The organism is Fictibacillus sp. S7 (assembly GCF_004127935.1).
GTDB classification, from domain to species: domain Bacteria; phylum Bacillota; class Bacilli; order Bacillales; family Fictibacillaceae; genus Fictibacillus_C; species Fictibacillus_C enclensis.
The window spans coordinates 3658732-3681085 of sequence record NZ_QJKL01000001.1 but is presented as its reverse complement, the minus strand read 5'-3'; the positions used below and the strand labels follow the sequence as shown (position 1 = coordinate 3681085).

The 22354-nt window shown below is 43.1% G+C and carries 22 protein-coding genes; 7 read left to right on the top strand and 15 right to left on the bottom strand.

Annotated features, from left to right (window positions below; translation table 11 throughout):
- Nucleotides 1-46: 46 nt before the first annotated feature.
- The 5 genes from DMO16_RS18925 to DMO16_RS18905 form a co-directional block, all read right to left on the bottom strand.
- The gene (locus tag DMO16_RS18925) at nucleotides 47-1405 is read right to left on the bottom strand and encodes a sugar phosphate nucleotidyltransferase (RefSeq protein WP_129479373.1); all 1359 of its coding nucleotides are present in this window, start codon (nucleotides 1403-1405) and stop codon (nucleotides 47-49) included.
- Between the two features lie 27 nt (nucleotides 1406-1432).
- Nucleotides 1433-2644 (bottom strand): glycosyltransferase, encoded by a 1212-nt coding sequence (locus DMO16_RS18920; RefSeq protein WP_129479371.1) that lies wholly within the window; start codon nucleotides 2642-2644, stop codon nucleotides 1433-1435.
- A 264-nt stretch (nucleotides 2645-2908) separates the two neighbouring features.
- Nucleotides 2909-3934, bottom strand: a complete 1026-nt coding sequence (gene galE, locus DMO16_RS18915) for a UDP-glucose 4-epimerase GalE (protein WP_129479369.1) — start codon at nucleotides 3932-3934, stop codon at nucleotides 2909-2911.
- Between the two features lie 355 nt (nucleotides 3935-4289).
- The gene (locus tag DMO16_RS18910; RefSeq protein WP_129479367.1) at nucleotides 4290-4718 is read right to left on the bottom strand and encodes an RrF2 family transcriptional regulator; all 429 of its coding nucleotides are present in this window, start codon (nucleotides 4716-4718) and stop codon (nucleotides 4290-4292) included.
- A gap of 182 nt (nucleotides 4719-4900) precedes the next feature.
- On the bottom strand, nucleotides 4901-5035 hold the full coding sequence (locus DMO16_RS18905; RefSeq protein WP_129479365.1) for a BA3454 family stress response protein: 135 nt from the start codon (nucleotides 5033-5035) through the stop codon (nucleotides 4901-4903).
- A 521-nt stretch (nucleotides 5036-5556) separates the two neighbouring features.
- Between DMO16_RS18905 and trxA the strand changes: the two genes are divergently transcribed.
- From trxA to DMO16_RS18870, 7 genes are all read left to right on the top strand, one after another.
- Nucleotides 5557-5871 (top strand): thioredoxin, encoded by a 315-nt coding sequence (gene trxA, locus DMO16_RS18900; protein ID WP_129479363.1) that lies wholly within the window; start codon nucleotides 5557-5559, stop codon nucleotides 5869-5871.
- 232 nt (nucleotides 5872-6103) lie between these two features.
- Nucleotides 6104-6622, top strand: a complete 519-nt coding sequence (locus DMO16_RS18895) for a DJ-1/PfpI family protein (protein WP_129479361.1) — start codon at nucleotides 6104-6106, stop codon at nucleotides 6620-6622.
- A gap of 114 nt (nucleotides 6623-6736) precedes the next feature.
- Complete coding sequence (locus DMO16_RS18890) at nucleotides 6737-7249, top strand: type 1 glutamine amidotransferase domain-containing protein (protein WP_129479359.1); 513 nt, start codon at nucleotides 6737-6739, stop codon at nucleotides 7247-7249.
- Between the two features lie 99 nt (nucleotides 7250-7348).
- Nucleotides 7349-8065 (top strand): SDR family oxidoreductase, encoded by a 717-nt coding sequence (locus DMO16_RS18885; protein ID WP_129479357.1) that lies wholly within the window; start codon nucleotides 7349-7351, stop codon nucleotides 8063-8065.
- A 138-nt stretch (nucleotides 8066-8203) separates the two neighbouring features.
- Nucleotides 8204-9112: an aldo/keto reductase gene (locus tag DMO16_RS18880; RefSeq protein WP_164988962.1), complete on the top strand. Its 909-nt coding sequence runs from the start codon at nucleotides 8204-8206 to the stop codon at nucleotides 9110-9112.
- A 620-nt stretch (nucleotides 9113-9732) separates the two neighbouring features.
- The gene (locus tag DMO16_RS18875) at nucleotides 9733-10083 is read left to right on the top strand and encodes a YkgJ family cysteine cluster protein (RefSeq protein WP_061975379.1); all 351 of its coding nucleotides are present in this window, start codon (nucleotides 9733-9735) and stop codon (nucleotides 10081-10083) included.
- A 12-nt stretch (nucleotides 10084-10095) separates the two neighbouring features.
- Nucleotides 10096-11091, top strand: a complete 996-nt coding sequence (locus tag DMO16_RS18870) for an aldo/keto reductase (protein WP_129479355.1) — start codon at nucleotides 10096-10098, stop codon at nucleotides 11089-11091.
- 68 nt (nucleotides 11092-11159) lie between these two features.
- Here DMO16_RS18870 and DMO16_RS18865 read toward each other — a convergent pair whose 3' ends face one another.
- The 10 genes from DMO16_RS18865 to DMO16_RS18820 all read right to left on the bottom strand — a co-directional run bounded on the left by DMO16_RS18865 (nucleotide 11160) and on the right by DMO16_RS18820 (nucleotide 22348).
- Nucleotides 11160-12323 (bottom strand): agarase, encoded by a 1164-nt coding sequence (locus DMO16_RS18865; protein ID WP_129479353.1) that lies wholly within the window; start codon nucleotides 12321-12323, stop codon nucleotides 11160-11162.
- 64 nt (nucleotides 12324-12387) lie between these two features.
- Nucleotides 12388-13272, bottom strand: a complete 885-nt coding sequence (locus DMO16_RS18860; RefSeq protein WP_129479351.1) for an alpha/beta fold hydrolase — start codon at nucleotides 13270-13272, stop codon at nucleotides 12388-12390.
- A gap of 22 nt (nucleotides 13273-13294) precedes the next feature.
- Nucleotides 13295-14149, bottom strand: coding sequence for a sugar phosphate isomerase/epimerase family protein (locus tag DMO16_RS18855; protein ID WP_129479349.1), 855 nt, complete (start codon nucleotides 14147-14149; stop codon nucleotides 13295-13297).
- Between the two features lie 28 nt (nucleotides 14150-14177).
- Nucleotides 14178-15212, bottom strand: coding sequence for a zinc-dependent alcohol dehydrogenase family protein (locus tag DMO16_RS18850; RefSeq protein ID WP_129479347.1), 1035 nt, complete (start codon nucleotides 15210-15212; stop codon nucleotides 14178-14180).
- A gap of 35 nt (nucleotides 15213-15247) precedes the next feature.
- Nucleotides 15248-16219: a sugar phosphate isomerase/epimerase family protein gene (locus tag DMO16_RS18845; protein ID WP_129479345.1), complete on the bottom strand. Its 972-nt coding sequence runs from the start codon at nucleotides 16217-16219 to the stop codon at nucleotides 15248-15250.
- Complete coding sequence (locus DMO16_RS18840; protein ID WP_129479343.1) at nucleotides 16216-17391, bottom strand: Gfo/Idh/MocA family protein; 1176 nt, start codon at nucleotides 17389-17391, stop codon at nucleotides 16216-16218. The genes DMO16_RS18845 and DMO16_RS18840 overlap by 4 nt, the downstream gene beginning before the upstream one ends.
- A 25-nt stretch (nucleotides 17392-17416) precedes the next feature.
- Nucleotides 17417-18415 (bottom strand): ABC transporter permease, encoded by a 999-nt coding sequence (locus tag DMO16_RS18835; RefSeq protein ID WP_129479341.1) that lies wholly within the window; start codon nucleotides 18413-18415, stop codon nucleotides 17417-17419.
- The gene (locus tag DMO16_RS18830; RefSeq protein ID WP_205728275.1) at nucleotides 18396-19895 is read right to left on the bottom strand and encodes a sugar ABC transporter ATP-binding protein; all 1500 of its coding nucleotides are present in this window, start codon (nucleotides 19893-19895) and stop codon (nucleotides 18396-18398) included. The genes DMO16_RS18835 and DMO16_RS18830 overlap by 20 nt, the downstream gene beginning before the upstream one ends.
- A 66-nt stretch (nucleotides 19896-19961) precedes the next feature.
- A complete protein-coding gene (locus tag DMO16_RS18825) occupies nucleotides 19962-21146 on the bottom strand; it encodes a Gfo/Idh/MocA family protein (protein ID WP_061974148.1) in 1185 nt (394 codons plus the stop codon).
- Nucleotides 21147-21169: 23 nt separating this feature from the next.
- Nucleotides 21170-22348: a substrate-binding domain-containing protein gene (locus DMO16_RS18820; RefSeq protein ID WP_061974146.1), complete on the bottom strand. Its 1179-nt coding sequence runs from the start codon at nucleotides 22346-22348 to the stop codon at nucleotides 21170-21172.
- Nucleotides 22349-22354 lie beyond the last annotated feature (6 nt).

The following is a 22354-nucleotide window of genomic DNA, read 5'->3' as shown; positions in this document are numbered from 1 at the left end:
GTGGTTATCTATTATATTCAGAGACAAGATAATTGGTGCGCTATTATTAATAATTTACGATTTTCATAGGAGATTCATATTCCTGAAGTACTTCTTCTGCTTTTATTTCATAGGATGCTTTTTGCGTACTGATCAAAACCATGTTGGTTAAGGCTCGAAGTGTTATAAGAGAATGTTGAGCCAGTTCAAGTACTTTCCCAGCCCCCAAGCCAATCACTTCTTTGTTTAGGATAAGTTCACCTTTCCCACTGATTATTGTCCATACCTCACTCCGGGAAGTTGGCAACTGTTGCTCCCATAGTCCCCCAGCATTGATTTTCAGTCTTTTAGTTACTACTGATTGACCGTCTTCAGCAAGCGTGTCATCAAGCACCTTATAGGATCCCCAACTTCTTTCTTCATATCTTGGTGTCATTTCAAACGTTTGAACGAGATCTTTGATGTGCGGACTTTGTTTTTTGTCAGCAACAAGAATTCCATCGGGACTAGCTGCAACGATAACATCATTTACTCCAACTACAGTCACTGGAATGTCCAATTCATTAATAAGGTGCGTATTATCACAGTCATGATGCAAAATCCCTTTTCCGATTTTTTGAATTCCCATCTCTTCTGTTAATGTATTCCATGTACCAAGGTCTTTCCAATATCCATCATAGGAAAGAGCTGCTATTTGTTCTTCTTGCTCAACAACTTCATAATCAAAGCTGATTTTAGGCAAATTGCCGTACTCCTTGAGCAAATCATGATATTCAATGGGAAATCCTTTCTCCTCCAATAGAGATAACAAGTATCCTAATTTAAAGGCAAATACCCCGCTGTTCCATAACGCTTTTTTCTCTATTAATGTTTCTGCCAGTTGTTTTTTTGGTTTTTCATAAAAGCTGTGTATTCTGATCCAACTGTTGTTCTCCCCTAGTTCAGGAACCATATATCCATACTTTTCGGAAGGATATGTAGGCTTTATACCGAGTAAAGCAAGATTGGCTTCCGATTGTCTCAGAAGTAATTCCAAATCCTTTACTCTTTGAAAAAACTCTCGATCTACAAAGGGGTCAACGGGGAGAATCGCAACCACTTCGTTTAAATTGGATCCCAGGACCGAAAACAAGTAAGTTGCAGCCAAGGCTACAGCAGGAAACGTATCTCTCCGTGCAGGTTCGACAATCAAAGGTACATCCGGCCCAATCTGGTTTTGTATCATATCTACCTGTGATCCATTGGTGGCTATGAGTGAGGATTCAGATAAGTGCACAGCTTCCAGCTGACTCCAAACTCTCTGGATCATGGATTCATTTTCATTCCCCCTACTATTGAGCACTTTTAAGAACTGTTTAGAGCGTGCATCATTAGAGAGGGGCCAAAGCCGCTTTCCTGATCCTCCTGACAATAAAACTAACTTCATTATGCACCTCCAATCAATCTGTCGAGATTAGCCATTTATCACTCTCTTATCAAACTCGCTATTCCTTCTTGAAATGGTATCCAGATAGAATTGCTCAAGCTTTTTATTTAAGGAATCCCAATGATAATTCTCCTCTACAAACGCTCTGGCATTGTTTCGAAGTTCCTCCAGTTTGTCAGTGTCGGCGAGCAAATTTACGACGGCATCAGCAAAGGCCTGATCGTTATCACGGACAATCACGGATTTTGAATTGACCGCACCAATCGGATCATTGACAATGGAAGTGGTTAAAACAGGGACCCCCGCGGACATAGCTTCCAATACCTTATTTTGCACACCAGCACCAGTCTTTAACGGACAAACGAACAGTTTTGATTGATGTAAATACTCACGAATATCATCGACCTCTCCTGTGACGATAATATCTTTTTTATCCTTACAAAGATGGATTAACTCTTTAGTCGGCTCCCGTCCCACAATATAAAAAGTGAAATCTGCTATTTTCTGTTTGATGAGCGGGTAAATATGTTCGATAAAGTGATGGACACCATGCCGATTTGGTTCGTATGACATGTTCCCTACAAAGATGAGATTTCTATTTGCAGGGAGTTGGTGTTGATAATGAAAATAATTCAAATCAACTCCATTACTTATGGAAGTTACTGTAGTCGAACGCCTTTCCACATTGTTTTTATCCACATTGGAAATAAAGATAGAACCATCAAAATCTTGAACTGCTTTCTTCTCCAACCGTTGAATAGCCTTTGCCTCATAGGTAAGAAAAGGATTTATAATGGATTTCTTAAAAGCTTTTCTCCGCGTAAGGTTTAATGAAATGGAATCCACAAAATCAATCACATTTGGCAAAGCCTTAAGCTCATTAAAATAGGGAGATGTTCTTACAAGCTGGGTGTGCACAATATCATAATGGCAGGTTTGCACGGCTTCTTTTATTGTTTTTCTAAATTCCTCAGATAGATAGTAAGAGACCTGCAAGGGATTGTTGGCAGCCATTCCTACCAACATGTTTTTCACTGCGGACATCTTTTTAAAATTCACTGGAAAAAATTTTGAACAAAAAGAGCTTATTTCCTTTGCTGGGACGGGTTGATCTGAATAACTAATCAAATGAATTTCATGTCCCAACTCGCTCAGTCCCTTTAACTGATGGTAAGCTCTTAGCTGGTCACCCTTTCTTGGCGGAAATGGAATTCTCGGTGTGATAAAAAGGATACGCATATCTTCACCTTCCTTCTAACAGCTAGGTTATGTTCTTTTTAAAGAACATTTTAAGCAAAAATAAAAGGCTTTTTAAAATTTATTATTTTAATTAAAATCAATAACAATATTGTTCTTTTTAAAGAACAGTTCTTATTCCCTAATTATATGTATAAAATTAACAATGTCAACCAATAAATGGGTGTATTCACAAAAAAACAATAAAAAAAGACCTTGGACTGATACCAAAGTCATAATATGTCGATTTTAGTCTTAAAAAGATTATTATTGTAACACCTTACCCCTGAAACCATTTACATTGTTCTTCTGCCAATTCCATGCATCACGGCACATATCATGTATATCTTTCTCTGCCTTCCATCCCAATTCACTTTTGGCCTTTGATGGGTCTGCATAACTGATCGCCACATCTCCCGGCCGACGATCTGTAACATCAAATGGGATTTTTACGCCAACCACTTGTTCAAAGGCGTGCAGAACTTGAAGGACACTATAGCCATTACCGGTCCCAAGATTGTAAGCTTCAATTCCTTTACTGTTTAAGACTTTAGCCAAAGCTTTTAAGTGGCCTTTCGCCAGATCCACGACATGTATGTAGTCTCTCACGCCCGTACCGTCTACTGTCTCATAGTTATCGCCGAACACTTGGAGCTTAGGCAGTTTTCCAACGGCAACTTGAGTAATATACGGAATTAAATTATTGGGTGTTCCATTGGGATCTTCTCCGATTTTCCCACTTTCATGAGCACCAATAGGATTAAAATACCGCAGCAACGAAATGCTCCATTCTCTATCAGACACACAAAGATCTCGAAGTATCTCCTCAATCATTAACTTAGTGCGTCCGTACGGATTGGTGGCATCGAGAGGTGCTCCTTCGGAGATCGGGACCTGATCTGTCAGACCATAAACTGTGGCTGATGAACTGAAAACCAGATTTTTTACGCCAAATTGCTGCATGACTTCACAAAGCACCAACGTTCCGGCTACATTATTATAATAGTAGAAAAGCGGTTTAGATACGGATTCACCAACCGCTTTTAGGCCAGCAAAATGAATAACTGCTTCAATCGAATGATCCGTAAATACTCTCATTACTTCATTTTTATCTAATAAATCCACCTGTTCAAAAACAAAAGACTTTCCTGTTATCTCACGGACCTGTTCTAATGATTCAATGTGGCTGTTTGATAAGTTATCCAATACAACAATCTCATATCCTGCATTCAATAGCTCGATACAGGTATGACTGCCGATAAAACCTGAACCGCCAGTGACTAAAATGGCCATAATTGTCCCCCATCTACCTTTATCACGTTAAATAAAAATAACATTTTGTTCTTATATAGAATTATAGCACACCTTATGGAATAGGCTTCAAATAAAAGAAATAAATGTAAATTACATCGGACAAATTCACTACTAATACAGGTTCACAGCCATAAAAAAAGCCTGAAGGTCTGTCATCCTCCAGGCTCACTAGGGGGTCTTGCTTGTCATGGGGGGCAAGCAAGTAAAAGGGTTATATATGTTATTCCCAAGTTATGCAGGAAATAAACGGGTTAATTGGTGGCTCGATGCCACATCCTTTATAAGATTTTGAGGACCTGCCTTTCCAATCATCATAACGTGCAATTAACGGCCATCAATCACAGCCGCTATTTTGTTCTTGATTTACAAGATCGACAACTTCTTTAATTGTATAGTTCTTTAAAAATTCACCCAAATGTTCTTCGGCACCTAAGAAAATTGTAAATAATACTCTTTTCATATTCGCGCCCACAATACAATTTTCATTTGAATCAGGACACTTAGGCTGCAGAGCACCTTCAGAGGTTATCCTATATATATCCCAAAGATTAACTTCACTAAGGTCTAGAGTAAAAATAAATCCGCCGCCGGTTCCTTCTTTTGATTTTATAAATCCATGTTTTTTTAACAAGCTTAACACTTTACGTATGCGTACCGGGTGGACACCGGCACTCTCTGAGATAGCATCACTTGTTGACATCCGGTCTCGCTGCAACGCAAGAAAAGTTAAACTATGAATGGCAAGCGTAAAATCACTATTCATTGCCCTACCCCCTAAGAAATAAAAACCTTTTAATATACAGTTAACCTTTTCACCTTTTAACAATTATAATATAATGTAATATTAAATATTACAGTTTAGCTTGTCAAGCAATAATGGAAACAGCTGTCATCACTTTTTCTAACGAAAAAGCTATTCGATGCCTTGTATAGGCAGTTATACATTTAAAGATCCCATTGTTTTTTGACTTGTTGTTCTGCTATTTTTTTAATTTTTTTCCATGTCATTTCTTTATTTACAATAACATTGGTTTGATAATTTCTATCTAAAAAATTAACTGTAACGAATACTTCAATCATCGTTTTCCTTCCTCCTTTGGACGTTTTTCCACGTCCGAGTCATCATCTTTTAAATTCATTAAGCGCATGTAATACAATATTTAAGCTCATTTCCTCCAGCTATACTGTAAATTTAATCATTACAGTTTATGGGGTCAACTGTAAATTAATGGATTAAATAAAAGTGACTAACTAAATGGAGTTATCGGCTTCTACTTCTTTGCTCATGGATCCGGCATCAAAAATCTGCTTCAGGTGAAAAACGAAAATACGATGAGAACTTTTCTTTGGTGTATACCCACTAAGGACGGAATTTGAGAATATCAAGTTAATTTTTCTTGACTTCACAAACTGTAAACATTAAAATTACAGTAATTCCTTTTGAACAGGAAGCAATCAATTTGGAAAGTGGCTTTTAAAATAGATTAGTTTGTTAGGGACATTTACCAGACCATTAACTGCAAACTATGCAAACTGTAACTTTTTTAATTACATTAAACCACTTTTATTAAAATTATAAGAATGAATTGGAGGATATAATTATGGCTATCTCACACGTAACAGATCAAACATTTAGCACTGAAATGAAAGAGGGATTAGTTTTAGTGGATTTTTGGGCACCATGGTGTGGTCCTTGTAAAATGATTGCACCTGTATTGGAGGAAATCGATGGCGAAATGGGTGACAACGTTAGAATTATCAAGCTTAATGTAGATGAAAACACAGAAACAGCAGGGAAATTTGGAGTCATGAGCATTCCAACCTTGATTCTTTTCAAAGACGGAGTGGCTGTAGATAAGGTTATCGGGTTCAATCCAAAAGAAGCTTTGACAGAAATAATTTCAAAGCATATGTAATACAGACCTTTTGAAAAGGGGATAAATCTATATCTGAGCATACAAAATTGGATATACCGTTCTCATTTCTAAACCTTCCACCGATTGTGCGTTGGAAGTTCTTCAGCTGATGCTTTTCACAATCCACTAGAACTTGCACAGCTCACTGAAATTGTTAACAACCACAAGTAAAAATACAATATAAGAAAAAGTGTTATCAACAGATCTTTTTCTTTTTGAGGAGAAAAAAATAATGAGTAAAAAAGCACTCTTAATTATACCCCCAGAACGTTTTAATGAAGATGAGTTATTCAAACCAAAAGAAGAACTTGAAAATGCTGGAGTCGAAGTAACCATTGCCAGCACCGTGGCAGGTGAAATTACTGGTGACTATGATGGAAAAGCAACTGCTTCTGTTATCTTTTCGGACGTATCGCCCACAGAATTTGATGTAGTTTCGGTCATTGGAGGATCTGGTACAAATGATCATCTATGGGGAAATCAAAAATTACAAGGCTTTTTGAAGCAAGCTTACAATGAGAAAGTTCTTGTAACAGGAATTTGTGCAGGGGCTGTTACCGTTGCTAAAACTGGTTTGCTTTCTGGAAGAGAAGCAACTTGCTATCCAGTAGACGTTCAAAAGAACGAATTGATAGCTGCTGACGTTAACTATGTTGAACAACATGTTGTTGCATACGATGATATTATTACTGGCGATGGTCCACAAGGGGCCAAAGAATTTGGAAAAGCCCTTGTTAAAGCATTACGTTAGTTACATTTTAGTTGGATAGAGAGTGGTTCGGAAGTAAATTTCGAGCCCACCTCTTCCATTAATTATAAGCATTTTTTTGAGAAAGTTTTTGCGATTACAAGGAGGGTTTTTAGATTGGACAAAAAAATTGCTACACTTATCACCAATTTATTTGAGGATGTTGAATTTACAGAACCTGCAGAAGCATTCAAAGAAGCTGGTCATCAAGTAATTACAATTGATAAACATGCAGGAAATGAAGTCACTGGTAAAAAAGGCGCAACCGTAAAAATTGATAAAGCCATTGATGAGGTTAATCCTGCAGACTTTGATGCTTTGCTTATTCCAGGTGGTTTCTCCCCTGATTTACTTCGTGAAGATGACCGCTTTGGTCAATTCGCAAAAGAATTTATCCAAGAAGGCAAACCTGTTTTTGCCATTTGCCATGGACCACAAGTATTGATCGATACAGACCTGTTAAAAGGCGTCGACATAACTGGTTTCAAATCTATTCGTAATGATTTAAAAAATGCAGGGGCTAACTACAAAGATGAAGAAGTTGTGGTAAGCAATAAAATTGTGACTAGCCGTGTTCCAGATGATATCCCGGCATTCAATCGTGAAGCGCTAAAACTATTGGCAAAATAAAATAATGTAGCGTTGGTTTATATTATTTTCACCAAAAGTAGTATGTAATATTGTTTTCAGATACAACCTAAAAAGAATTTTTCAAGGAGGGTTCATACAATGTCATTAAAAGGAAAACGTGTAGTCGTAATAGGAGGTACTTCTGGTATCGGATTATCCACAGCAAAGGCATTTCTTGATGAATCTGCTCGAGTCATTATTGCAAGTCGTTCTGAGGCAAAACTATCGGAGGCAAAGAATGTACTCGGTGATAATGTGGAAGGATACAATATTGATTTTCGCAGTGAAGAAAAACTAGCTGACTTTTTTAAAATGGTAGGTAATTTTGATCACCTTGTCGTTACGGCAGGTGAAGGTGCAATGGGTCATTTTAGTGACTTACCTGTTGCGGATGTTAGAGAAGCGTTTGATAGTAAGTTTTGGGGGCAATACTCAACCGTTCGTGCTGCTATTCCGTACTTAAATGATACCAGTTCTATCACATTGACCTCTGGTGTTTATGGAATCCGTCCGCCACAGGGGGCAACTACACTTGCTTCGATCAATTCAGCGATCGATGGCTTGGTTAGAGGGCTTTCAGTAGACCTGGCCCCTATACGGGTAAATGTTGTTTCACCTGGTATCGTAGACACCCCACTCTACGGAGGGATGCCTGACGAGCAAAGACAAAATTTATACAGCAACATTGCACAGCAGCTACCTGTTAATCGCGTGGCACAGCCTGAAGACATTGCAGAGGCCTACGTGTACTTAGTGAAAAATGGTTTTACAACCGGTACTGCTCTTCTTATTGATGGCGGAGCTCATTTGGTGTAAGTGAGCATTAATATGTTATTTTTGTGGCTATACTACAACATGTATAGCCACATTTTTTTTTAAAATTATAATCCAGTTTTTCAATAAATGTAATAAAGGAATTGTCGTTCAAGAAAAACAAGGTGATCTTTGAAAGGAATGATGAAATTGAGTTTACATGACCATGAAAAAATAGTGAGAATGAAGCATTCACTTGAAAAACGTATCGTAACTTTAGCTGATGGAACCTTTCTTCCAAGTATTGGTCAAGGAACATGGTACATGGGTGAAAATCCTCAAATGAAAAACAAAGAAATCAAAGCTTTACAACTTGGAATAGAACTAGGCATGAAGCTAATCGATACGGCTGAAATGTACGGAAATGGCGATTCCGAACGTTTGGTTGGTGAGGCAATCAAGGGGCGTAGAGATAAAGTTTTTTTAGTATCGAAAGTATATCCTCATCATTCCGGGTTAGATTTGATTGAAAGCGCATGTGAAAATAGTCTAAAACGATTAGGAACAGATTATCTTGATTTGTATCTTTTACACTGGAGAGGCCGTGTTCCTTTGGCAGAAACGATTGAAGGAATGGAGAAGCTGCGCAAGGATGGTAAAATTGCAAGATGGGGAGTTTCTAATTTTGACACGGAAGATATGATTGAGTTGTGGAATACCCCTAACGGAAAAAAATGTGTGACAAATCAAGTGTTATATCATCTGGGTTCTAGAGGAATTGATTATGAACTCCTGCCCTGGCATCATGAACATAACATGCCAATTATGGCCTATAGTCCCCTGGCCCAGGGAGGTAGCTTAAGAAGACAATTACTAAGCGATCCAACCATCATTGAGATTGCGGAAAAATACAATATGCAACCATTACAAATTGCTCTTGCGTGGACCATTCGTTCGAACAACGTAATTGCTATCCCAAAAGCTGTTAAGGAAGAACATGTTTTAGCCAATGCTCAAGCTGCTACGATTCAATTGACCATAGAAGATCTGAACAGACTTGACGAGGTATTTCCAAAACCAACAAGAAAAACACCTTTGGATATTATATAAAATGAATGGGGACAAAGGATCTGTACTCTTTGCCTCCTTTAAATATCCATGATAATCTTCATATTCTAGAAGAACTTCATCATAATTATAGTACCCATCATTCGTGTAGGCTCCTTCCACTACAGCCTGTCCGCACTTTGGGCAGTATAGGCTGTCTCTTTGCCAAGAAAATTCTTGGCCACAATAAATACAGACTTCCATATCTATCGCCTCCTAAGAGAAAGAAAGAATTTACCTTACACCTATAAAAAGAGGGGAATTTCGTTTCAACAAAAAAAAAACCATTCTTCTTCGTATGTATTGATTTATTTTTGGCGATATTGCAGCAAGCAGGATTTAGCCTTGATATGAAAAAGAAACTTGCTGATTAGACAGGTTTTTCTTTTATATCTTAAAAAACTAATTATTGAGAATATACTGAATTTATGTTATAATACATTTAAAGAATGGCCTCTTACCTTCTTGCCCTAAGTCTAAGCTTTCATATGAAACTAAGTTTTTTCTTCGATAAAAGATTTTTTAAAGCCTCGCATTTTTGCGAGGCTTTTTCATATGTTAATTACACTACTAATCTAACAGGAATGATAAAAATATTTATATATTTATTAAGGAGTGTAAATATGGAGACATTACCATGTCAAGGTTGTAAAGGGTTATGTTGCGGTCCTGTTCCTGTCAGTGTAGGCGAAGTTAAGATTATAAAAAAGAAAATAAAATCCATGCCTATTAAAGTACGTTTAGATTTAGAGAACCAAAGCAGATATTATGGAACATGTATTTTTTATGATTTAGATAAAGATAGATGTGGCATACACTCCGTAAGACCAGAAATTTGCCGTAAGTTTGGATATTACAAAGAATTGGTTTGTTTTCGAAAACCAGAGTTAGCAACAAAGAGCTTAAATAAATTTGTTGAAGGAAAGCATGCAGGAATTTTAACGTTGGATATTACCTGGGAAGACTTTAGATAGGGGGATATATCAATGAAAAAACGAGCACTTGGTGAAAACGGTCCTTTGGTTTCTGAGATTGGTCTTGGTTGTATGGGGATGTCATGGCTATATGGTAAAACAGATCGAAACGAAAGTATTGCAACAATCCATGCGGCACTTGAGGAAGGCATTACACTCTTTGATACAGGGGATTTCTATGGGGATGGACACAATGAATTACTTCTAAGTGAAGCTTTACAAGGAATCCAGAGGGAAAAAGCATTCATTTCAGTAAAATTCGATGGTAAACTACACTCACAAGGCAAGAGTTATCGGGAGAATGACAACCACCCTCATACAATAAAGAATTTCCTTGAGGATACCTTAATTCGCTTAGGTGTTGAATACATCGATCTTTATCAACCAGGCACAGCCTGCCTAGATCCCACCGTTCCAATTGAAGAAACGGTTGGTGCGATTTCGGATATGGTCAAAAAGGGATATGTGCGTTACATTGGTCTTTCTGAAGTAGGAGTGGATATAATTCGCCGGGCACATGCATCACATCCAATTAGTTGGCTGCAAATGGAATACTCATTATTTAATAGGAGCATTGAATCAAATATTTTGCCAACTCTAAGGGAATTAGGCATTTCGCTATCGGCTTATGGTGTCCTATCCAGAGGTTTGTTGAGTGGTAAATGGTCAAAAGATCGGGAGTTAGATTTGGATGATAAACGCAGAAATGGTCCGCGGTTTGCCAATGAAAATATTGAAAAGAATTTAGCTCTTGTAGAGGCATTGCATGAAATTGCTGAAGAAAAGCAAGTAACCATCGCACAGATCTCCATTGCATGGGCTTTATCCAAGGGTGAGGATGTTATCCCATTGATTGGTGCTAGAAAGCAATCACAACTTCATGATGCAATCGGGGCAGTCGAGCTGAATTTAAGTTCATCTGACCTTTTACGAATTGAAAAAGCCGTACCGCCAGAACTTGTCGCTGGTGAATATTACCCAATACCACGAAAAAAATGGTTCATTTAACAAAATTTATCAAAATATAAAAGGCCTGCAGTCAGTCACAGGCCTTCTTGGAAAAACCGCTCTTATACTTAGAGCTTTACACGATCCTCAATCTTTTGGTAGACACCTTTGTTAAAGTCTTTGACTGGATCAACAAAATCAGCGTAAGGTTCGTCGTATGGATCTTTGATTCCCCATCCTCTTGCTTTGTTCTCGAGATGAGCGCACCAATGCCAGCCAAGGAACCATGGCTCATGAAGAACCGTGTTCAGTGAGGCGATATAATCGTCAGCTCGTCCTGCCTGATCATGAATGTCACTTACGCGGTTGGGATTCATATGCGTTTTGCACCAGTTTCCGATATCTGCGATCACAACAGGCTTGTCAGCTATGGCTTGCCACCGGGCAAGATCTTCCTTCATTTGCTGGTAACCCGCTTCATCCGGGCTTGTGAAGTATTGGACCGACAGCACATCAACATAAGGTTTCATGGCTTTCAGCACTTCCTCCGGGATTCCTTTGTTGCCGTTAAATCGGTCCCCGAGAATCAGGTGGTTAGTATCGTACTTTCTGATGCTTGCTGTGATGGTTTCGTAATATTTCGCCGCTACCTCGTATAGTTTACTGCTGCGTTCCTGCTCGTTTAAACCTTCCAGCTGTTTAAAATCACTGCCGCTTGCATGGCGGATCCATGCCGGAATATCGACAAGGAAATACCCGATTAAATTCTTGCTGCCGGCATGGTCGGCACAGATGCTCCGCGCCAGATAGTCACAATACATTTCAAATTCATGGGAAAAGACGTCAGGATACACCGGATGTCCATTCCAATCCTCAAATTCAGAAACCCTTATTTGTAAGCAATACGGCATATCGGCATGCTTATAATCGGCCGCTGACCAGCTTTGTGAATGCCCGAGGTTGATCGGATCACCGAACCAATCAAGGGCTACCCCCCAGTCTCCGCTGATATAGTCCCCTGTCCAGCCGATTGTGTTGAACCCCCAGCTTTTAAGATCTTCGCTTAACCCTTTGATCCAATTTTCCCGTGAGCCGTATTTCGTTTTCCAGATATCAAAGTTATGGTCATACTTTAAATTGGTTTCATCCGCATGATTAACCCCGATGGTCACGAACTGATTCCCTTTCGGATCAACAAGCCACCAGCGCTCATTTTCGCGCTCAAGTCTGAAGTATCCCGTTGCCTCAAACGTTCGGTTCACATTGCCTCCATATGAGCTAAGCTCTGCCATTTGCATCTACTCTCCTTTTATATTTATCATTTAAACCGCTTTCAAATAGAGATTTATAGCTTATTTATTTTCCTATAAAATCGAGCAATACACGACTCAATTCTTCCGGACATTCTTCGGCCAACTGATGGCCCCACGGCAAAATTACTTCTTCTACATGTTCGGCAACCAGGTTCATTTCCCTTGTACACTCTTCAGCTATAAAATATTTGCTGCCCAGGGCAAGCACCGGCATTTGCAGCTTCGTTTTCGATGCTTCCAGGAAAAATTCAGCATCCTGAAATGTGGCACGATAGACTTCGAACATGGAACGGAGCCCGCCAGGTGCAGAATAGCAACGCACATACTCATCAATCGCTTCCTCAGTGATCGCGGTAGGGTCATAACATTCATGTCTAATAAAGTGAGAAAAATAGGCTTTTTCACGACCGCTAATTAAAAGTTCAGGAAAATCACGCACATTGTAAAAATTGATATGCCAAATCCAATGATTTGTTTTTACATTCTCAAGTGTTAAATGGGACCACTCTTCAAGACCGAACCCGGGAAGAAGCATTTCCTGATACACTAGTTTTTTTACTCGTTCAGGATATTTCGCCGTCAACGCATAAGCAACTGCCGCTCCCCAATCCTCACCTACAAGATAGAACGTTTCGTGGCCCAACGCCGTCATAAGCTGAGCAATATCCTCGGCCATATTGGGCATATCATAGCCATCGAGCGTACGGCCCGAATCCCCGAACCCGCGAAGGTCAGGTACGACAACCGTATAGTTCCCGGATAGCTTCGGCACCACATTGCGCCAGTAATACGACGTCTTGGGAACACCATGCAAGAGGACAACCGGTTCCCCTCGTCCAGCTGTATAGTAGTGAAGTCGAACACCATTTACTGTTTCACGGCCATGGATAACGTGTTCACCGTTATGGTCTTTAATTTTTTGCGCCATTTCGATCTCTCCCCTTTAACTTTTATAAACTCACAATCTTTCGTTCATCCTGCAGCTTCGATTTCAAAAACTCAATCGACGTTTTGGCGTACCAGTCTGGTTCCGACTGTCTGGTATGAAACCCAACCTCCATGGACAAGTAGCCGTCATATTTAATATCCTTCAAAGCCTTTATTACGGCATCAAAGTCCCCTCTGCCCTGTCCGGGAGGAAGGCGGTCATTATCCGAAATGTGAACATGGTGCAGCTGATCGGCCATCCGGTAGATATAGTCACTGGGCACTTCGTTTCGATAGAGAGCATGGAAGGTATCAAACATGACTTTTACATTAGAGGCGCCTGTCTGCTCGCTTAACAGCAGAGCATCATCCGCTGTTTCAATAAGATTGCTGTCCGCGGGAGTAGGTTCGACCACCAGTGTTATGCCAAGATCCTCCGAAAATTTCGCCACTTCTCCCAATCCTTCCAGGCTGTAATTCCAGGCGTCCTTTTGCGAGGTTCCATGAACCACCCAGCCCGCAACATAGATGACAGTCGGACACTCCCATTCATGAGCCAGCTGCACAATCTTTTTGTAATGATTAATCGTGAATTCCCGTTCTTCGGCAAGCGGAGAACTGACATTCATGCCGGGACCGCCCCCTGGTGCAGGAAGCATTGCCGATACCTTCAAATTCTTTTGCTTTAGAAGCTTGAGCACCTCCTGCCTTCTGTCGCCTGATAAATAATCAGGCCAGGCATGAGGGCTCGCACACCCGATTTCGATCGCATCATAGCCAAAGGAAGACAGCCTGCTGATGACCTCATCCAACGGATAGGAAGGTACCCAAACTGGAAAACTGCTGTACACCCATGTATTAAAAGATATTCCTTTCACTTCTGCATCTCCTCTCTCTTAAAATGGGTCATTCCCAAACAAAGACCGCCTTTTCTGTCTTCCGTTCATCAAAGAGTTGGAAGGCACGTTCCGCTTCTTCGAGTTTAAATGTGTGGGTCACCAGCTTTTCGACAGGCAATTCTTTTTTGATGATAAAATCTGCGATTTCGTCATACTCATGGATGGGAAAGTACCATGAGCCAATTAACGTAATCTGCTTGCGGATGAGCTGGTCACTCGGTTTGATCGTTGTTTCCCTGCTTTCTCCTATAAAGGCGACTCTGCCGTGGGCTCTGACACAGTCCAGCGCATTGTTTTCGGCATATGGACTTCCTGAACAGTCGATCGCCGCGTCTGCTCCCGCGCCATGGGTGATGCGGGCAATCTCATTCAGCACATCAGCTTCGCCACCGTTGATGACATAGTCTGCTCCCAGCTCTTTGGCGACCTCCAGCCGCTCGTGGATCATATCGACCGCAATCACTCGCGCGCCGAGTGCTTTTGCGATCATCACCCCGGCTCCTCCCATGGGACCCATGCCGAAGATCACAACCGTATCTCTTCCCGATACGGATAATCGTTTTTGGGCGTGGTACAAGGTTCCAACTGCATCCGTTGAAACAGCGGCTGTAATAAAGTCCATTTCATCCGGCAGCCTCATGCAGTTTTCAGCCGGAGCCACCATGTAGTCTGCATCCCCGCCATGTGCGTCAAACCCAATGCATTTAAATTCCTCACAAAACATCTTGTAGCCGCTCCTGCAGGAAGGGCATTCCCCGCAGCCGACCGCCAGATAAACTGCGACACGGTCACCGGCTTGAAACTGGGAAACTCCCTCCCCTGCCTTTTCAATGACCCCTGCTGGTTCATGGCCCGGAACATGACAGCCACATGTGGAATCGCCAGAGAAAACGGAGCTGCCATAGTACAAGCTCATATCGCTCCGGCAAATGGCCGAAGCCTTCATTTTGATCAGCACTTCACCCGGGCCGGGAACCGGAATCTCCACTTCACGTATTTCTACTTTCTTGTTACCTGGAAAAAAGGCAGCTTGCATCGTCATACGTTGTCCCTCCTGCACTTTCAGTGAATTTCTGTTTATGCCCACCATAATTCGGCCGCTTTGTCTTTGAATACGCTTCGTTTAAGTAAAGAAACGGCTTTGCCTAATCCTTCATCAGTGGAAGCCAGCATATCTTCATGTTCAATAGAAATGACATAGTCATACCCGACCGCACGAAGTGTACTGATGATATCCTTCCACATTTTTTCGTCATGACCGTATCCGACGGACCGGAATGTCCATGAACGATCCAATATTTCACTGTAATGCTTTGTATCCAGGACACCGTTGACCTTGATATTGGCCTGATCAAGGTACACGTCTTTCGCATGGACATGATGGATGGCATCTTCACGGCCAAGTTTTTTGATTGCTTCAACAGGATCAATGCCCTGCCAGATGAGATGGCTTGGGTCAAAGTTAGCACCGATCACCGGACCCGCATGCTCTCTCAGCTTGAGGAGCGTTTCCGGATTGTACACCACAAATCCCGGGTGCATCTCCAGGGCGATTCGTTCCATTCCGTGAAGCCGAGCGAAGGCTGCTTCTTCCTTCCAGTAGGGAATGACGACCTCGTTCCATTGCCAATCAAGCATTTCCTTGTACTCAGGCGGCCAGGAACAAGTTACCCAATTCGGATACTTGGCGTTCAGATGATCTCCCGGACAGCCTGAAAAGCCGTTGATCACAGGGACCTCCAGCTTTTCAGCGAGCAACACGGTTTTTCGCCAGACATCATGCGCCTCTTTTGCCGTATGAGGGTTGGGATGCAGCGGATTGCCATGGCAGCTTAATCCGCTGATTGTCATCCCTCTCGTTTCCAGTGCCCGTTGGAAAGCTCTCAGCTTATCAGGAGCATCCAGGAGCTCATCCGTATCGCAGTGGCTGTTTCCTGGAAAATTGCCAGTGCCTAACTCAACTGCATCAACGCCTGCTTCCGAAAGCTTGGTCAGCATTTCTTCAAACGAGAGATTCTGGTAGAGGACGGTAAACACACCAATTTTCACGAAAAGACCTCCTGACCGGCTCCAACCTTCACCCACTTTTGATGCTCATGGCTTTCCAAAATGGCTTCAGTTATGCACATCGACCGGTGGCCATCCTCAAATGTGGCAAAATTGATCTCAGCTCCGGATGTTTGTCCATCACGGATAGACGTGTAAAAGTTCAGCATCATATTTTTCAATGCATCGGGCCACCCTTCGTTATGTCCGCCCGGATGGTGGATATATGACTTGGCATCCGCCGAGAAGAGGGCAGGATCCGCCAAAAGGACCTCATTGGCACGATTACGATGCCCAATCCACAGCTTCTCCGGCTCCTCCTGATTCCAATAGGCGGAACACTTACTGCCGTTCAGTTCGAAGCTTAACCGGTTCTTCCGTCCTGCGCTGACCTGTGAAACAGTGAATACGCCTTTCGTTCCATCATTAAACCGGACAAGGACCGAAGCATAATCTTCCGTATGAATAGGTACATTCTCGTAACTTTCATCTTCTGTTTGCTGGCCGCCGAATGTTGAGACATTCACCACCGGTTTTTTCCTTACTGGAATGACCGTGGCCAAGTCCGCAAATACTTCCACAATTTTTTTCCCGGTCACATATTGAACCGTGTCACACCAATGGGATCCAATATCGGCTACCGCTCTGGATCTTCCCCCTGTACCAGGTGCCAATCGCCAATTATAGTCCGTATCGAACAGAAGCCAGTCCTGCAAATAGCTCCCGTGCACCAGGTTCACCTTTCCGATTTCATCGTTCTGGACCATCGTTTCGAGCTGTTTTAAAACCGGAAATTGACGGTAATTGAAGTTGACACCGTGAACAACCTTCTTCTCCGTGGCCAATGCCAGCAGCTCTTCCGATTCCCTGCTGGACATGGCCAACGGCTTTTCTGACAATACGTGCTTTCCAGCCAAAATGATGTCGCGGTTGATCTCGAAATGCAGATGATTCGGTGTGCAGTTATGGACCACCTGGATTTCCTTGTTTTTCAGCATTTCACGATAATCGCCGTAAGCATTTGGAATGCCAAGCTTCGCCGCTTTTTCTTCAGCCGAATCCTGGCTGCTTTCAGCCAGGGCATACACCTCAACAAAGCCAAGACGTCTGATGGCTTCAATGTGGGTGGGCCCAATAAAGCCTGTTCCTATGATGCCAACCTTTATCTTTTCCACTCTTGATGCTCCTTTGCGCTTCTTGTTAATTTTTCATCGCTTTCTTTCCAAAGGCTACAGCCAGGATGATAATGAGTCCCTTAATCATCATTTGCTGGCTGACATCCAGACCCATGATGATCAATCCGTTGTTAATGGTTCCGATCATCAAGGATCCAATCAATGTCCCGATCACCGTACCGACCCCGCCGAAAAGACTCGTCCCGCCAAGGATAACCGCGGCAATAACCGATAGTTCATCACCATCACCGAACGTATAGCGTCCTGCATGCATGCGACCGGCGTAGAGAATTCCGGCAAACCCTGCTGCCAATCCTGTTCCCAGAAAGACCATCAATTTAATGCGATGGGTTTTAACCCCGGAAAATCTTGCAGCGCTTTCATTTCCGCCGGTGGCGAGTGTCTGCCGGCCGAAGGAGGTTTTTCTCAGAATAATATGAGCGGCAACAGTTGCAAGCAATGTCCAAACTAATAGAATGGGAACGGAACCAATATCTCCCGAACCAAACAGAAAGTTAAAGGCAGAGTTGATGATGGGCACTGGAGCCGTATCGGTAATCCACATGGCCATCCCTTTAACGATCCCCATCATCCCGAGAGTCACCAGAAACGAAGGAATGACAAACCTGGTGATTAATAAGCCATTAATCAGTCCTACGATAAGCCCTGTACCAAGGCCTGCCACAAGTCCGCCAAGCATTCCAAATCCGGACTGGATGGCAAGCGCCGCAGTTAAAGAAGCAAGTGCGGTGGTTGATCCTACAGAAAGGTCGATTTCTCCGGTACTGATGACAAAGGTCATCGCCACACCCATGATCGAGATCATGGCTGTTTGTCTGGCGATATTCAACAGATTATCCGTTGAGACGAAGCCGTCATCGAACAGGGAAATGGAAAAATAAATCAGGACCCCGATGAATGCAAAATAAACAATATAGTTTCTCCAATCTAACTTTTGAACCGGCCGGGGTTTGCTTTTGCCAAAGGCAACCTGGCCCGGAGCATTAATTTCCTTGGATGGCATGCTGAAGCTCCTCCTCTGAATGGATTTCTGTTCTTCTTAATTCCTTCACGACCTGGCCATTGTGCATGGCGATGACCCGGTCGCTAAGCGCCATAAGTTCGGGGAATTCTGACGATATAACCACGATTGCTTTACCGCTGTCAGCAAGCTCGCGGATCACATCAATGATTTCGGTCTTTGCACCGATATCCACCCCGATCGTAGGCTCGTCCAAAATCAAAATCTCGGGATTGTTTGCCAGCCATTTGGCAAGGACGATTTTTTGCTGGTTTCCACCCGACAGTAAACGGGACGTCTTAAAAATATCGTCGGTCTTAATCCTCAGCTTCTCGACAAAATGGCTGGCCATTTCGTTCGCTTTTGCCTCATCAAGAACCGGCCCCTTTTTTAATTTTGATAAAATGGGCAGGATAATATTTTCTTTGACGCTGTGCTCAAGAATTAACCCCTGCATGCGGCGGTCTTCTGGAATGAGGGCCAATCCGGCATCAATCGCATCGGGAGCCGTTTTGATTGTTTTCTGTTCCCCGTTAATGAGGATCTCTCCGCCTTCTTTCGCATCGATTCCGAAAATGGCCCTCGCCGTCTCTGATCTGCCACTGCCCATCAATCCCGCAATACCAAGAATCTCTCCCGGAAATACCTTGAAGCTCACATCTTTTACTTTTGAACCGGCTTGCAGGTTTTTGACTTCCAGGACAGGAGTGACATCGGTTGAATACGGCCGTTCCTTCCATTCAAAGGCCTTGTTGGAATCCCTTCCGACAATGTGCTGGATCACGGTGTCCAGATCCGTGTTCCTGCATTCCTCAGTGGCAACAAACTTCCCGTCCCGCAGCACGGTAATCCGGTCACATATTTCAAAAATTTCCTCCATCCGGTGAGAGATGTAAATGATTGCATATCCCTTGTTTTTCAGCCTTTGAATAAAGGAAAACAGGATTTCTGTTTCTTTTTGGGTCAGAGAGGATGTCGGTTCATCCATCACAAGAATTTTGGTTTCCTGTGACAGAGCTTTCGCAATTTCTGTCATCTGCCAGTATCCGACGCCAAGATTACCAACTATATCATTGGGGTGGATGTCCACGTCCAACTCCTCGAGAAGCTTTTCTGTTTCCTCGATGCATTGTTTATCATTAAGAAGCCCTAAGGAAGTTTTTGATTCCCGCGTCAGAAAAATATTCTGCGCGACCGTCAATGAAGGAATCAGGCTGAATTCCTGAAAGATCATGGAGATGTAGTTGTTTCGGGCGTCATCGGTATTATGGATCTCTACTTTCTTGCCATCGATAAAAATATCGCCCTGGTCAGCTGAATAAACACCGGTTAATATTTTCATCAAGGTCGATTTGCCTGCGCCGTTTCCTCCCATCAGCGCATGCACTTCACCTTTCTTTACTGAAAAACTCACGGAATCCAAAACAGTGATTCCGTTAAAGGACTTTGAAATATTCTCCATCATAAGCAATGGCTGTTCCACGCACTCACCCTCTTAGCTAATAAGGACTGCGTTATAGAGGCAGCCCTTATCGAATTTCACTTCAGTTTATTTCACTTCGGAGAGTTCCTTTGCCACCGTCACCCATTGGCTGTTTTCTGCCGATTGAAGAATCGCGTCAGCAATGGCTTCGATTTTGTAGCCGTCATGGAAGTTTGGTGAAACGACAGTATCCTCTGTGATTGATTTGAAAAAGTCATAGGTTTCAATGATCTTGGTTTCCCCGTAGCCGATACCCAGTGCCGGTATTGGCCATAATCCTTCGCCATACGGGTGGTTAGGCCCTGTGTAAACGGTACGGAACCCTTTTGCGTCTCCCGGATCATCCGAGAAGCATACTTGCAGTTCATCACGGCGTTCGTAATTGAAGGCGAGAGAACCTTTTTCGCCATGGATTTCAAACGTTAGGTAATTGTTTCGTCCCCAGGCATTTCTGGTCGCTTCAATGGTTCCAATCGCGCCCTGGTCGAATTTCACCATCGTAATAAATTCATCGTCTACATCCACAGGGCTCTTTGGAACGTCCGCGCCACCTTTTACGTTCCCGAGACTGTCTGTACCTCCGGTTTGAACCGGTCGTTCAGGAATCCATGTTTTCGTTACAGCATTCACATCTGTAATTTCGCCGACAAGGTAACGCGCAAAATCAACAACGTGTGTCCCGATATCACCCAACGCACCAGATCCGGCAATCTTTTTCTGAAAGCGCCATGAAAGCGGGGATTCAGGGTCAGCTGACCAGTCTTGCAGATACGTACCACGGAAGCTTAAAATCTTGCCGATTCGCCCTTCTTCAATATATTTTTTCGCCAATGCGACAGCAGGAGTTCTTCGGTAGTTAAAAGCAACCATGTGTTTCACACCGGCTTCATTTACAGCATCCAGCATTTCTTTTGCTTGCTCGGCGCCGAGCGCCAACGGCTTTTCACAAATGATGTGCTTACCAGCCTTGGCCGCTGCGATCGCGATTTCGGCATGGGTATGGTTGGGCGTGACAATATCGATTACATCGATTTCCGGGTCGTTCACTACTTTTCTCCAATCCGTTTCATAGTGGTCGAAGCCCAGCTTCATCGCTGCGTTCTTTGCCAGCTCCTCAGTCACATCAACAATGGTGTGGCGGTGGGGAACCGCCGGTGCTGGCCAAAAGAACATCGGCATGCCTGCATACGCCAGTGCATGTGCTTTTCCCATAAATCCTCCGCCAATCATTCCTACGTTTAATTGTTTCATTTCAATCATTCCTCCTGTGTTTTTTATTTTGCAGCATCCTTGATAACATCTGGAGCGTCCGCCCCGTACACCAGTCTCCAGGATTCCAATACATTATCCTTAGTTACCTTTACAGCCGGTGCCGCCACATAAGTTGGTGCTTTCTTTCCAATCATCGCATAGCCCGCCAGCATCGCTTCCGTTACTCCCTGGTCGTAAGGCAGCTGGGCCCCAAGGCCTTTCACGATACCTCCGGAGGCAATTTCCAAGCCCACATTCGTTCCAAGGTCGGTCGTTGTAACGACGAGATTATCCTTGCCTGCCGTCCGTGCAGCAGCCAATGCCCCTTCGGCCGGCACGTCCCAGATGACAAACAGTCCATCAAGGTCACGGTATTTGGTAAGCATTCCTGAAGCTACCTTTTCGCCATCATTCGGTCCTGATATACCGGCTCTGGCTACAATTTTGATCTTTGGGTATTTTTCCTTGATCGTTTTTTCAAACTCATCGGACCGCTGCTTGGTGACAAAGAAATCAGCATCATGATAGATTACGCCGATTTTTCCTTTTCCGCCCAGCTTCTCGCCCATAACCTCTGCTGCGGCTGCACCGTTTCCGGAATTGTCACCCGACACGACGCTGACATAGTCTTTTCCAGGTTTCAGGTCATTCGCAACGCCATCCACAAACACGACCTTTACACCAGCATCCGCCGCTTTTTTGAAGGCTCCGGCGGTCGAAACGCGGTCAACCGGAACACTCACGATAATATCAGGCTTTTTTGCCAGGACCGTCTCGATGTCCGATACCTGCTTTTCCGCTTTAAATTGAGCATCGGTTACCGCGATAACCTTCACGCCCATCCGTTTAAAGGTCGCTTTAAGCGCCCGGATTTGCGCGGTGGAGTAGTCGTTTCCTGTGTAATGCATGACAATGGCCGCTTTATAGTTGCCTTTTTTGATCTTGGCAATCTCGGCCTCTGTCAGCTTCAATGTTTTGGCGGAAACCGCCTTTTCGCCATATGGACCCTTTCCTAAAATCTCTTTGTCTTCAATCTTCGGGTTGATCGTAATCGGACCCGATTTCGGTGATTCCTGTGTCTTCAGATCACTGGTTTCACTTTTTCCATTGGCACTCGAATTTGCATCTTGCTTCCCACAGCCGGTAAGCACCAGCATGCCGGCCAGGGCGGCAGCCGTTACAACAGAACCTATCTTTTTCATGGACCT